The sequence below is a fragment of the Fictibacillus sp. BK138 genome (genome assembly GCF_004216955.1).
In the GTDB taxonomy this organism is placed as follows: domain Bacteria; phylum Bacillota; class Bacilli; order Bacillales; family Fictibacillaceae; genus Fictibacillus.
In genome coordinates this window covers 1,889,134-1,901,091 of sequence record NZ_SGXL01000001.1, presented here as the reverse complement: position 1 = coordinate 1,901,091, position 11,958 = coordinate 1,889,134, and the positions used below count along the sequence as shown (strand labels likewise).

Annotated in this window: 16 protein-coding genes; 10 read left to right on the top strand and 6 right to left on the bottom strand. The window is 37.8% G+C overall.

Annotation, left to right across the window (positions count from 1 at the left end):
- Window positions 1–127: 127 nt before the first annotated feature.
- The gene (locus tag EV282_RS09390) at window positions 128–268 is read right to left on the bottom strand and encodes a small acid-soluble spore protein P (RefSeq protein ID WP_130295588.1); all 141 of its coding nucleotides are present in this window, start codon (window positions 266–268) and stop codon (window positions 128–130) included.
- Between the two features lie 78 nt (window positions 269–346).
- Between EV282_RS09390 and EV282_RS09385 the strand changes: the two genes are divergently transcribed.
- A complete protein-coding gene (locus EV282_RS09385) occupies window positions 347–604 on the top strand; it encodes a hypothetical protein (protein WP_130295587.1) in 258 nt (85 codons plus the stop codon).
- Here the strand turns inward: EV282_RS09385 and sspO are convergent.
- Both sspO and EV282_RS09375 read right to left on the bottom strand, forming a co-directional pair.
- The gene (gene sspO / locus EV282_RS09380; protein WP_077364495.1) at window positions 601–771 is read right to left on the bottom strand and encodes a small acid-soluble spore protein O; all 171 of its coding nucleotides are present in this window, start codon (window positions 769–771) and stop codon (window positions 601–603) included. The two genes, EV282_RS09385 and sspO, sit on opposite strands and share 4 nt — an antisense overlap.
- A 79-nt stretch (window positions 772–850) precedes the next feature.
- Window positions 851–1,039 carry a DUF378 domain-containing protein gene (locus EV282_RS09375; RefSeq protein ID WP_130295586.1) on the bottom strand — a complete coding sequence of 63 codons (189 nt, stop codon included), beginning with the start codon at window positions 1,037–1,039 and terminating at the stop codon, window positions 851–853.
- A gap of 285 nt (window positions 1,040–1,324) precedes the next feature.
- Here EV282_RS09375 and acnA point away from each other — a divergent pair, with 285 nt between their 5' ends.
- On the top strand, window positions 1,325–4,051 hold the full coding sequence (gene acnA, locus EV282_RS09370) for an aconitate hydratase AcnA (RefSeq protein WP_130295585.1): 2,727 nt from the start codon (window positions 1,325–1,327) through the stop codon (window positions 4,049–4,051).
- A 43-nt stretch (window positions 4,052–4,094) separates the two neighbouring features.
- Here the strand turns inward: acnA and EV282_RS09365 are convergent, their stop codons facing one another.
- Window positions 4,095–4,223 carry an FbpB family small basic protein gene (locus EV282_RS09365; protein ID WP_077364491.1) on the bottom strand — a complete coding sequence of 43 codons (129 nt, stop codon included), beginning with the start codon at window positions 4,221–4,223 and terminating at the stop codon, window positions 4,095–4,097.
- Window positions 4,224–4,597: 374 nt separating this feature from the next.
- Here EV282_RS09365 and EV282_RS09360 point away from each other — a divergent pair, with 374 nt between their 5' ends.
- The 5 genes from EV282_RS09360 (at window position 4,598) to EV282_RS09340 (ending at window position 6,465) form a co-directional block, all read left to right on the top strand.
- Window positions 4,598–4,741: an acid-soluble spore protein N gene (locus tag EV282_RS09360; protein ID WP_130295584.1), complete on the top strand. Its 144-nt coding sequence runs from the start codon at window positions 4,598–4,600 to the stop codon at window positions 4,739–4,741.
- A gap of 105 nt (window positions 4,742–4,846) precedes the next feature.
- Window positions 4,847–5,356 carry a hypothetical protein gene (locus tag EV282_RS09355; protein WP_130295583.1) on the top strand — a complete coding sequence of 170 codons (510 nt, stop codon included), beginning with the start codon at window positions 4,847–4,849 and terminating at the stop codon, window positions 5,354–5,356.
- A gap of 69 nt (window positions 5,357–5,425) precedes the next feature.
- Complete coding sequence (gene tlp, locus EV282_RS09350) at window positions 5,426–5,662, top strand: small acid-soluble spore protein Tlp (protein ID WP_130295582.1); 237 nt, start codon at window positions 5,426–5,428, stop codon at window positions 5,660–5,662.
- Between the two features lie 84 nt (window positions 5,663–5,746).
- Window positions 5,747–6,169: an acyl-CoA thioesterase gene (locus EV282_RS09345; protein ID WP_130295581.1), complete on the top strand. Its 423-nt coding sequence runs from the start codon at window positions 5,747–5,749 to the stop codon at window positions 6,167–6,169.
- Window positions 6,169–6,465 (top strand): hypothetical protein, encoded by a 297-nt coding sequence (locus EV282_RS09340; RefSeq protein ID WP_130295580.1) that lies wholly within the window; start codon window positions 6,169–6,171, stop codon window positions 6,463–6,465. Before EV282_RS09345 ends, EV282_RS09340 begins: the two co-directional genes overlap by 1 nt.
- A gap of 3 nt (window positions 6,466–6,468) precedes the next feature.
- Here the strand turns inward: EV282_RS09340 and EV282_RS09335 are convergent, their stop codons facing one another.
- Window positions 6,469–6,753 carry a HesB/YadR/YfhF family protein gene (locus EV282_RS09335; RefSeq protein ID WP_130295579.1) on the bottom strand — a complete coding sequence of 95 codons (285 nt, stop codon included), beginning with the start codon at window positions 6,751–6,753 and terminating at the stop codon, window positions 6,469–6,471.
- A 158-nt stretch (window positions 6,754–6,911) separates the two neighbouring features.
- Here EV282_RS09335 and asd point away from each other — a divergent pair, with 158 nt between their 5' ends.
- Complete coding sequence (gene asd / locus EV282_RS09330; RefSeq protein ID WP_130295578.1) at window positions 6,912–7,769, top strand: archaetidylserine decarboxylase; 858 nt, start codon at window positions 6,912–6,914, stop codon at window positions 7,767–7,769.
- 106 nt (window positions 7,770–7,875) lie between these two features.
- On the top strand, window positions 7,876–8,502 hold the full coding sequence (locus EV282_RS09325; RefSeq protein WP_130295577.1) for a uracil-DNA glycosylase family protein: 627 nt from the start codon (window positions 7,876–7,878) through the stop codon (window positions 8,500–8,502).
- 10 nt (window positions 8,503–8,512) lie between these two features.
- Here EV282_RS09325 and EV282_RS09320 read toward each other — a convergent pair whose 3' ends face one another.
- Complete coding sequence (locus tag EV282_RS09320; RefSeq protein WP_130295576.1) at window positions 8,513–9,922, bottom strand: Na+/H+ antiporter NhaC family protein; 1,410 nt, start codon at window positions 9,920–9,922, stop codon at window positions 8,513–8,515.
- A gap of 478 nt (window positions 9,923–10,400) precedes the next feature.
- Between EV282_RS09320 and EV282_RS09315 the strand changes: the two genes are divergently transcribed.
- Entirely contained in the window at window positions 10,401–11,930 is a 1,530-nt protein-coding gene (locus EV282_RS09315) for a DEAD/DEAH box helicase (protein WP_130295575.1), read from the top strand.
- Window positions 11,931–11,958 lie beyond the last annotated feature (28 nt).

Here is an 11,958-nt window from a genome sequence, read left to right as displayed (position 1 = left end):
TTTTTATGTGATCAAAAAGATTTTTTATGTGATTAAGTGTAATTTTTATGTGATGATCAGCATTTTTTATATGAAATAACAAGATGGGCTATCCATAACGGACCAGCCCATCTTTTTTTATATAAACTTAACTTCCCTGACCATGATTTTGTCTCGTATGGTTTCTTTGTTTTACTTTTTTTGACCCGCTCATTGGTGCAGGCTGTCCAGGATTTTCTCTTTTAGGTGCATTTTTTCTAATATCTTTAAATGTATTGTGTTCACCCATAAAATTACCCACCTTTTGAATAATAATTATTTAAAATGGAAGCTTAAAGGTATATCAAACCAAAAAAGGAAGGTTATTATGCCATATCACAAAGATAAGCAGCAAGCATACCAGGCAGCAGAACAAGGATACCATCATGCTATTGAAGTTTCTAAACAGTTAAATGCTTTTAACAGTGAATACGGCGTTTATTATTCTCACTTCATGACAGAGAATGAGAAAGCGCGTCAGCAGATTGAAAATGCACTGGAAACAGCATCAGAACATCAACATTCACAGCTGAAAAATTATTTACATGAATTAGAACAGCTTCAGAATCAATTTCCGAAACCTTAATGACGTTTTTTCGTTTTTTTATTGTTTTGGCGTTCAGCTTCACTTAGCTTTTCGTTAGGCAGAGTCAGAGCTTCGTTTCCGAATTCTGTTTCATATCCAGCACCTTTGCCTTGTGCTTTAGCTGCATTCATGCCAGGACGTACATGATTTGCTTTATTTCTTCCCATAATGTTTCACCTCCGTTTTCTTAGTGTGTACAAAATAAAAAAAGAAGAAGCACTCCAAAATAAGGAGTGCTTCATCTGTTCATGATTTATATTTTGATAAAAGCATCCATAAGCCCGAAAGCCCAACTAGACTATAGATAACTTTTGTAACTGTGGTAGCGCTTCCAAATATTTCAGTAACTACGTTGAAGCCAAAAAGACCAATTAATCCCCAGTTTAAAGCTCCGATTAAAACAAGCAGAGCTGCTAATTTTTTTAACCAATCCATCCTATTCCCTCCGATCTTATTGCGGCATGTTGAAGAAGGAAAAAATAAAACAAATTGTATTGCGTACTTTAATATATGTTTATTAAAATTAAACGGTGCTCAACTGATCATAAGTAAAACTTATGTCGATTGATAACGATTAACTATTTTACTTATGAAAGGGTTTTACATATGATTATAAAGGGAAAAAAAGTTTTTATGTGATTTACTAGGGAATTGAGCACATTTTTTCGACAATTTTTCTCATAATCGTGTATGATTGTTAGTGAAGGGAGAGAGTGGAGCATGAAAAAGAATGATGTATTTAATGCCCGTTCTACTTTTGATGTCAACGGTAAGCAATATAGCTACTACCGTTTAGGAGCGTTAGAAGAAGCGGGAATTGGTAACGTATCTAAGTTGCCTTACTCTGTAAAAGTTTTATTAGAATCTGTACTTAGACAGTATGATGGAAAAGTAATTAACAAAGAGCATGTTGAAAACCTTGCTAAATGGGGGACAAGTGAACTCAAAGATATCGATGTTCCTTTTAAGCCATCTCGTGTTATCCTTCAAGACTTTACAGGAGTGCCGGCTGTAGTTGATTTGGCTTCACTTCGTAAAGCAATGAAAGATATGGGTGGAGATCCATCACAGATCAATCCTGATATTCCGGTTGATCTTGTTGTTGACCACTCTGTTCAAGTTGATAAAGCTGGAACTGAAGATTCATTGGCATACAACATGAACCTTGAATTTGCTCGTAATGAAGAGCGTTATAAGTTATTAAGCTGGGCTCAATCTGCATTTGATAACTACCGTGCAGTTCCTCCGGCAACAGGTATCGTTCACCAAGTAAACTTGGAGTACTTAGCGCCAGTTGTTCTGACAAGTGAATCAGAAGGCGAAACGATTGCGTTCCCTGATTCATTGGTAGGAACTGATTCACATACTACAATGATCAACGGTTTAGGTGTACTTGGATGGGGTGTAGGTGGAATTGAAGCGGAAGCTGGAATGTTAGGACAGCCTTCATATTTCCCTGTTCCTGAAGTTATCGGTGTTAAACTTACAGGTTCACTTCCAAACGGAACAACTGCAACTGACCTTGCATTAAAAGTAACGCAAGTTCTGCGTGAGAAGAAGGTTGTAGGAAAGTTCGTAGAATTCTTCGGACCTGGTCTTGCCGAAATGCCGCTTGCTGACCGCGCAACAGTATCGAACATGGCCCCTGAGTATGGAGCTACTTGTGGATTCTTCCCTGTTGATGAAGAAGCACTTAATTACATGAGACTGACTGGCAGAACAGAAGAACAAATTCAGCTAGTTGAAGCATACTGCAAAGAAAACGGATTATTCTACACTGCCGGTGATGCTGATCCTGAATTTACTGATGTTGTTGAAATCGATCTTTCTCAGATCGAACCAAACCTTTCTGGACCAAAACGTCCTCAAGATTTAATTCCTTTGTCTCAAATGAAAGACAGCTTTAATAAAGCTTTAGTTGCTCCTCAAGGAAATGCTGGGTTTGGATTAACTGCTGATGAGATCAATAAGGAAGTTACAGTTAAGCATCCAGGTAATGAAACTTCTACAATGAAAACTGGTGCTGTAGCGATTGCTGCGATTACAAGCTGTACGAACACATCTAACCCGTATGTAATGCTTGGAGCAGGACTAGTTGCTAAAAAAGCAGTTGAAAAAGGCTTGAAAGTACCTGGTTATGTAAAAACATCTTTAGCTCCAGGTTCTAAAGTTGTAACACGTTACCTAGAAGAAGCTGGGTTGATGAGCTATATGGATCAATTAGGATTTAACCTTGTAGGTTACGGTTGTACGACATGTATCGGTAACTCTGGTCCATTAGCACTTGAAGTAGAAAATGCAATTTCTAAAAATGATTTAACAGTTGCATCAGTACTTTCTGGAAACAGAAACTTCGAAGGACGTATCCACCCGCTTGTAAAAGCAAACTACTTGGCTTCACCGCCATTAGTTGTTGCTTACGCACTTGCAGGTACAGTTAACTTCAACCTTCAATCTGATTCTTTTGGAACAGATAAAGATGGCAACGAAGTTTATTTCAAAGATATCTGGCCGACAACTGAAGAAATCAATGAAGCAATGAATAAAGCAGTTACACCTGAATTGTTCAAGAAAGAATATGAGCGAGTATTCGATGAGAACGAACGCTGGAACGAGCTGAAGACATCTGCTGATCAGTTATACGCTTTCGATACTTCTTCAACATATATTCAAAACCCACCGTTCTTTGAAGAGCTTTCAGCTGAACTTAAAGAAATTCAGCCTCTTAAAGATCTAAAACTGATTGCCAAGTTCGGTGATTCTGTAACTACTGACCATATTTCTCCAGCTGGAGCAATTGGTAAAGATACACCGGCAGGAAGATATTTAATTAAAAACGGGGTAGAGCCTCGTGACTTTAACTCATATGGTTCTCGACGAGGAAACCATGAAGTTATGATGCGCGGTACGTTTGCAAACATCCGTATCCGAAATGCTGTTGCTCCTGGAACTGAAGGAGGCTGGACAACTTTCTGGCCTACAAATGAAGTCATGAGCATTTATGACGCAGCGATGAAGTATAAAGAAAAAGGTACTGGCCTGATGGTTATCGCAGGAAAAGATTACGGTATGGGATCATCCCGTGACTGGGCTGCAAAAGGTACAACCCTGCTAGGTATTCAAACGGTTCTTGCTGAAAGCTTTGAGCGTATCCACCGCAGTAACCTAGTGCTTATGGGCGTTCTTCCTCTTCAATTCAAAGATGGAGAAAACGCTGAAACATTCGGCTTAACAGGTAAAGAGACATTCACTGTTCAAGTTGATGAGACAGTTAAGCCTCGAGATCTTGTTAAAGTTACAGCTGTTTTTGAAGACGGAACAGAAAAATCATTCGAAGTTGTTGCACGTTTTGATAGTGAAGTTGAGATTGAATACTACCGTCATGGCGGTATCCTTCCAATGGTACTTCGTAATAAGCTTGCACATTCTTCACAAACACAAAATTAACATAAAAAAATCCTTTGCCATGATCCGGCAAGGGATTTTTTTTTCAGCCATTTCTTGTATGCTTTTCATCCAGCTTTTTTTCAAGCTGTTCGAGATAAGATTCATCTTTTAATAGCTGTCGTTTGTTTTCATTCACAAGTTCACGAAAACTCATCTTTCTGTTCTTTCTCATAATGCCACCTCTAGGAATAAGATATTACCACTATTGCCTATTTAAAGTCAGAATAATCAAATTGCGAATAATTAAACCCTTTATTTGTAAAAAAAATTTGAGAAACATAAAAATGTTCATCTCAACTATACAAAGTCATTAACTGTCTCTTCCAAAACTACAAAGGCTCGTACTAAATGAAATTCTCTCTATTAAAAAAAAATCCAACGTTAATTTCATTAATCCCACGTTAAATTGTATAAAACCATGAGTCGACACCGCACGACAATAAATATATTGATGCTTATCATTCTCCATTAATAGGAGTAGTCCTTCATGCATAGAGCCATTTATTTAAAGGAAAAGTAAAAAGAAGACGAAAGGGGGTAAGACCTTTGAGTAATCCAAAACGCTTTCCAGAAGATTTTGTTCCGAACCACATTGGCACACAGCCAAGAGAAAGCAACAGTAACAAAGGAAAAAAGATGGCGAATAAGTCACATGACCATGCTGACTATGTTCCTCCAAAAGGCAAATAAAATTTAAATGAAAATATTCCCTCCTCCTAATTTTCACATGGACTCCCATATATTAAAGATTTTGTCGAAAAAATGTATGTAGTGAAAGAATTAGGAGGGGTACGTTTGATTACGGCATCTGTCAAACCATTGCCTGTATCACATAATAAAGATGATCAGGATTATTTATACCGTCAGCTTGAAATAGAAATGCAAAGGTTAGGGCATCTTGTTCCATTTCGTGAAGAATTAAACTGGGATAAAGAAGTTACTACGATGGATCTTGGAAATGTTGAAACGCTAGAAAAGCTAAAAAAAGCTGCTGCAAAAAATGATGGGGTATTCTTATTTTATGCAAAGCTAACAAAGGGAACTGTTTATCAGCACATCATCCTTCATCCAAATACGGAAGGATTTTATTTGCCGTTTCGTTTTGAAGAGCCTTTTCAGATTACTGTAAAAAATAAAAAGTATTGGATTGGATCTTCTATACGACTTGCCGAAGAGCTGGCTTGGCTTGAAATCACAATGAAAAATTCGGATGATGAAAGTGTAGTTGAGTATTGGAAGTATCTTACGGAACTTTGTAAAAGCAGTATTGAAAACATGAGTCCAATATTGCTTCAAAAAAATTAGAGAATAAATTATTTGGTTTTTTGCAAACACTATGGTGAATTCAACTTCAAACACAAAGGAGAATACATCATGCAAAAACCAAACAGAGACGATCGCAGTAATAACGTTGAGCGCTTAGAACAAATGGTCGAGAATACTCAACAAAACATTCAAGAAGCAAATGAAACAGCGGATAACACGAATTTAACTGCTAGCCAGAAAGAGCAGATTAAAGAAAAAAATCAGCATAGACAAGAATCGATCGAACAGTTTCAGAACGAAATTCAAGAAGAAAAAGCCTATAGAGAAGGTAATGATCTTCAATAGTTAAAAGACCGGCATATTGCTGGTCTTTTTTTGATATTTCTACTAAAGTGAAAGAAATAGAGAACAAGGGTGGAATGAATTCAAATGAAGTTTATTGAAACAACCGTTGATGTAAGATATGCAGAAACCGATCAAATGGGTGTGGTATACCATGCAAATTATTTAGTCTGGTTTGAAATCGGAAGAACCAAACTCATCGAATCTCTTGGATTTAAATATGCTGATATGGAAGCACAAGGTATTCTTTCACCTGTAACTGACATTCAAGCATCCTATAAAAAACCGTTAACCTATGGACAGCAGGCGATTATCAAAACTGCAATAAAAGAATATACAGGGATTAAAGTTGTGTACGCTTATGAGATTTATAACGAAAATCAGGAGTTGTGTGTGACGGGAATCTCTACACATGTTTGTGTGAAGAAGGAAAACTTTCGTCCGATCTCGATCAAGAAATACTTTCCTGAATGGCATGACGCATACATAAGAGCGAGCAGTGAATCATAATGGCGTTTGGAATAAAAAGATCTCAGCTTAATGAATGGAAGTCAGAAGTGGAAGCAGGTCAGATCGCTTTTCTTACTCATTATTGGCTTGATCCGCGTTTTCCTAACGAAAAGAGTGTAACAAAGGTTGGATGCAAGGATCTGCAGAAACTAATAGCATGGGGAAGTAAATATGGGTTAAAAGCAGAATGGATTCATGTAAGAGATGCCTATCCCCATTTTGATTTGATCGGGGATAAGCAAAGGATGATCATGAAGCAAGAAGGACGCATGAAAGAGCTTAAAAAGTTTTTATAAATTTTAGTTATGATAGGTGAATTTAATTTCATCGTTTTCAACTGAAACAGTTAGATCGTTTTGATCAAAAAACCATTCATCTTCTTCCTCAATAAAAAATTCATGGTTCTGCATGTTCATTTCAACCGCCGGGTGCTTCGGTGTATCTTTATTTATGCCAAGAGAAAATCCATCTTGAACCGTGCTGCAGCCTCCTAATCGGACAAAAAAACGAATTTTGTTGCCTTCTACCGCTTGAAGGTCTTTAATGATATACTCTGCTGTTTCTTCGCTCATGTGAATTTTCAAATGGGAACACTCCTTATATCTGAACAAAATTTATTGGTGCTATTGTGACATATACCTATTTAATAAACAATAAAAATGCCTTTCCAACTATGTTAAAATGGTTATAATAAGTAATAGTTATCTTTGACAGGATCTAACATATATAAAGGGGAAATTAAATGAAACATCGAGTTGCAAGGTTAGCACTAACCTTATTGCCGCAGAATAAAATTTCATCAATCGTTGGCAGAGCCGGACGTTCGAAACTAAGTAAGCGCTATGTAAAACGTTATGCTGAACATTATAAAATTAACCTATCTGAAATTGAGAAGCCCATTCATGAGTATGCCCATCTGACAGAGTTCTTCACCAGAAAACTTAAAAAGGATGCTCGGCCGATTTGTGGTGAAGCAACAGAAGCGGTTTCACCAGTAGATGGACTTGTTACACAGATGGGACGTATAGAAAAGGGGACGATCATACAGGCGAAAGGGATATCATATCCTGTCCAAAAACTCCTTGCAGATGAAGGCAATGCAGACTTCGAAAGCGGTCATTTTATTACCATTTATTTAAGTCCGAAAGATTATCATCGAATCCACATGCCAGTGAAAGGGCAAGTATATAGTTCTACGTACATTCCGGGAAGGCTTTTCCCAGTAAATGATATCGGTGTTAATCATGTAAAAGGACTATTCACAAAAAATGAACGTGTTGTTACATTTGCAGAAACAGACTTCGGCAAGCTCGCAATCGTGAAAGTTGGGGCATTTATTGTAGGAAGTGTAAAGGTTAAATATGATGATAAAGTCCGTAAATGGAAGAAGATCACGAAGACAAACGTTGCGCCTGTAACGTATGAAAAAGGAGAAGAAGTAGGTCTGTTTGAGTTTGGGTCTACAGTCATCCTGTTATTTGAAGATAAGGATTTTTCATTTGATCAATCACTTGAAGTCGGAAAATCTGTGCGTATGGGTGAAATTATCGGAAAGCATCCAGATACATCAAAACAAAAAGATTATTCAACTTCTAATTGATTTCCGCACTGGATCGTTTGAGACCAAATCCAGCCAATTCGCCTAAAATATATCCGGCAGACATTTGTTTGCTGGATTTTTGTTTAAATAAGAAAGGAGTATAGCCATGTTAAGTATAAAAGAGTTCTTTGAAAAAGCAAAAGCCAGTTACAGTGTTCCCGATATTGTTCAAGATCCAAAAATGATCTTTATCCTGGAATCTCCTCATAAAGAAGAGCTGAAAGCAGGCGTCCCTCTTGCCGGACTCTCAGGAAGATCAATGGCTAAGGAACTTTTTTTACAGGAAGATATACTTCCTATGGGGAAACATCTAAAACAGCTTGCTAAAGATAAAAGACAGATTTTTTACGGGATTGTCAACGTTTGTCCTTTTCCGCTTCAAGAATCGGCTTATCCTGATAGGGGATTTGTTCAAAGATTTAAAGGGGAACTGCAAATTGCAGAAGCTATCCGTAAAAGTTCAGCGAGTCAATTTAGAGATGAAGATAAGAAGCTGTTTAATAAATTGCTTATCCAAGATTTTCGAGACCGATTGATAAAAACAATAGAGGATGATTCGATTATCGTGCCCTGCGGAAAATTCGCGGAAAGGTATGTGAATCAATTAGCAATGAAGGATAAGCTGAATATAATTAAAGGAGTGCCACATCCTTCTTATAACTCGTGGTCAAGAGAACGTTATAAAGACGTTATCCAAACTGTCAGGGATCAAGAAAGAATACGAACCTCCTGACTCAGGAGGTTCAAAAGAACAAGACTGTAACCCCATATAGTACCGCGGTGATACCAGCAGCAATAAGTGCAGGTTTCAGCTTGTAGCGTGCATATTTTATAACTGATAAATTTAAGATGCGTGCAATCGTGTTCGTATCATCGCTTAATGGAGAAGCAAAAGCCCCAAAGGTACCACTCGCAAAAACGGCTCCAATCACGAGTGGCAAAGATACGCCAGCTACTCCAGCCATTGAAACCCCAAGAGGCATTAAAATTCCCCAAGTGCCCCAGGCTGAACCTATAAAATAAGACACCGCACAGCCAAATAAGAACAATAACGGAACAATAACAGATGCAGGTATCCAGCCCGCATATTTTGTTACAAATGCAGAAAAACCGAGCTCTTCCGTTACAGAAGAAAGCCCCCATACTACAGCCAGTAAAACAATGACGCTCATGAGTTCATTCCCTCCGAATATGAACCCATTTAGTAGATCGCCTGTTTTCATATGCTGTATTCTTAAGAAGAGAAATGTAAAGATCGAGGTAAACAATAGTGCAATCAGCATAGCATCCATTACATCTGCTGAAATGAATGCCTTTATGAAGCCTCCAGATTTTTTATAACCGTCCCACCATGTAAGGAGGAGGGTCAGAGAAACGATTAAGATTAATGGAATTATTAAATTCCAAGGCTTGTTAGGAAGATCTTTTCCGACTGCTGGATCACAATTATGCCAATCATCGTCCTCTTGTTCTCCGACGTGATCTGGATCACTCTCTTCCGTGGATTTTGAATGGTGAAAGAAACTTAAATAAATGCCAACAATTATCATTACGAATGAAAAGAAATTAAATGGGATACTTTGAATAAATAACGTATATGGATCTCCGCTTAGGTTTTCGTTTTTTAGTGAGATATCTACGATAGACGTCATATAGCCGACGAAAGCTGTAGCGATTGGTATAAGAACGATAATCGGTGTGGCTGTTGTTTCAATAACAAATCCGAGTTCTTGTGTTGACATCTTCACCTTTTTTAGCAATGCCCTCATAATAGGAGCGATCGTTACAAATCGGAAACTAGGTGCCGCAAAAGTACCGATGGTAGAAGCGTACGTTAGAAAAAGAGCACCTTTCTTTGTTTGAATCCTGCTGGATGCTTCTTCAACAAAGCCCCTAATCCCGCCAGAAAGCTTAATCATTGAGATCAATCCTGAAAAAGCATACAGAAAAACTAAAATCTTTATGTTCTTTGGGTCAATTAGTCCTTTTACAAGAAACTGGACCATTTTCTCAAGTCCTCCTACAAACGTAGGTTTAAGGAGATAAGATCCCGTTAAAAGTCCTGCGATCAAGCCCGGCAGCACTTGTTTTGTTTTTATCGCAATCGGTATGACAACTAAAAATGGGATGACTGAAACCCAGCTACTGCTCATAAAAGCCCTTCTTTCGCACGAAGTCATAAGATTAGCGTGTGATGGTTTCAAAAAAATATTCTGATTAAAAAATAAACATTTTTTTTGAGCGTTCATTTTCATGTTTTAACTAGTACTGCTTTGGTTAAAATAACGTAAACTCAAGCCATTTAAATACTGTTCACTAAAATATTTAAGTGCTTCTTGTGATGGAAAGAGTTGCATTTATTATGGTTACATGATAAGTTTAACAACGGAATATATATGGACGGAACAAGTTTGAATTACGGATAGCCTTGTAACTATTAACTTTTAATTTTTACGCATATTCACATGGCCAAGCATTTCCAGTCATTTACACTCGCGGAAATGCTATTTTATGTGCAAAACATGATGTATTTTGAAATCGATTTGGCTGACACCTTAAAGAGATTATTCTTATGTCAGGTCCACGAGGTTATCGTATAAACCTTTTTCGTCAAGAAAAGGAGATAGAACATTGACAACATTTAATGAATTGGGACTTAGTCCCGAGTTGCTTCAATCCATTAATAACATGGGATTTGAGGAAGCAACACCGATTCAGCGTGATACAATCCCTACTGCTTTAAAGGGGACTGACTTAATTGGACAAGCACAAACAGGTACTGGTAAAACAGCAGCGTTTGGTATACCGCTAATCGAAAAAATGGACACAAGATCAAGATTCGTACAAGGAATCGTTCTAGCACCGACTAGAGAATTAGCTGTCCAAGTAGCTGAAGAATTAAATAAAATCGGACAATTCAAAGGAATTAAAACATTGCCGATCTACGGTGGACAATCCATCGTTCGTCAGATTAAAGCGTTAAAAAATGGTCCTCATATCGTAGTAGGAACTCCTGGTCGTGTTCAAGACCATATCAACAGAAAAACATTAAAACTAGAAAATGTTCATACAGTTGTATTGGATGAAGCTGATGAAATGCTTAACATGGGGTTTGTTGAAGATATCGAAAAGATCTTGGAAAACGTTCCGACAGAACGCCATACAATGCTTTTCTCTGCAACAATGCCTAAACAGATTCAAAATCTTGCAGCAAAGTTCATGAAGGATGTTTTACTTATTAAAGTAAAAGCTTCTGAAATGACTGTTAAGAACATTGAACAAGAATATGTTGAAGTAAAAGAACGTCAAAAATTTGATGCTCTTTGCCGCTTTATGGATATTCACTCGCCTGAACTTGCAATCGTTTTTGGACGTACAAAGCGCCGTGTTGATGAATTATCTGAAGCTCTCAGCAAACGTGGATATTCCGCAGAAGGGATCCATGGTGATCTTCCACAGGCTAAACGTGATAAAGTATTGCGTGCATTTAAAAACAATACAATCGAGGTGCTTGTTGCAACGGATGTAGCAGCACGTGGTCTTGATATCTCAGGAGTATCACATGTTTATAACTTTGACATTCCTCAAGATCCTGAAAGCTACGTTCACCGTATTGGACGTACTGGACGTGCAGGAAAAACCGGTTATGCATTAACGTTTATTACTCCGCGTGAAATCGATCACTTGTATACGATTGAAAAAATCACAAAGCGTAAAATGGTAAAACGTTCGATTCCTTCAGTATCTGAAGCAATGGAAGGACAGCAGCAGATTACACTTGAAAAGTTAATGGAAGTTGTTGAAGAAGATAACTTTAGCGGTTATAAGCAAACGGCTGTAGAATTATTGGAAGAAAATGATTCTGTAACGCTTTTAGCAGCTGCTTTAAAACTCTTAACAAAAGAACCTGATACAACTCCAGTTAACTTAACAGATGAGCCGCCTTTATCAGTGAAAAAGCGCCGTCCAAACAACCGTTTCTCTGACCGCAGACGTTCTTCTGGAGGCAAAAGAGAAGGTGGAGGCGGAAGAGACCGTCGTTCCGGCTTCTCAAAAGGGGATAGAAGCGGATCTCGTGAAGGCGGAAGCCGAAGCGGTGGACGTGATCAGTCTTATCGTTCTCAAAAGCGTGTGCGTGAAGATTTTAAAAACAGAGGATAAATAAAAAGAAAAAAGCAAGGGGTGCAGT

Coding starts and splice junctions, on each gene's coding strand:
- EV282_RS09390 (WP_130295588.1), bottom strand. CDS start 268: ATGGGTGAACACAATACATTTAAAGATATTAGAAAAAATGCACCTAAA.
- EV282_RS09385 (WP_130295587.1), top strand. CDS start 347: ATGCCATATCACAAAGATAAGCAGCAAGCATACCAGGCAGCAGAACAA.
- sspO (WP_077364495.1), bottom strand. CDS start 771: ATGGGAAGAAATAAAGCAAATCATGTACGTCCTGGCATGAATGCAGCT.
- EV282_RS09375 (WP_130295586.1), bottom strand. CDS start 1,039: ATGGATTGGTTAAAAAAATTAGCAGCTCTGCTTGTTTTAATCGGAGCT.
- acnA (WP_130295585.1), top strand. CDS start 1,325: ATGAAAAAGAATGATGTATTTAATGCCCGTTCTACTTTTGATGTCAAC.
- EV282_RS09365 (WP_077364491.1), bottom strand. CDS start 4,223: ATGAGAAAGAACAGAAAGATGAGTTTTCGTGAACTTGTGAATGAAAAC.
- tlp (WP_130295582.1), top strand. CDS start 5,426: ATGCAAAAACCAAACAGAGACGATCGCAGTAATAACGTTGAGCGCTTA.
- EV282_RS09345 (WP_130295581.1), top strand. CDS start 5,747: ATGAAGTTTATTGAAACAACCGTTGATGTAAGATATGCAGAAACCGAT.
- EV282_RS09340 (WP_130295580.1), top strand. CDS start 6,169: ATGGCGTTTGGAATAAAAAGATCTCAGCTTAATGAATGGAAGTCAGAA.
- asd (WP_130295578.1), top strand. CDS start 6,912: ATGAAACATCGAGTTGCAAGGTTAGCACTAACCTTATTGCCGCAGAAT.
- EV282_RS09325 (WP_130295577.1), top strand. CDS start 7,876: ATGTTAAGTATAAAAGAGTTCTTTGAAAAAGCAAAAGCCAGTTACAGT.
- EV282_RS09320 (WP_130295576.1), bottom strand. CDS start 9,922: ATGAGCAGTAGCTGGGTTTCAGTCATCCCATTTTTAGTTGTCATACCG.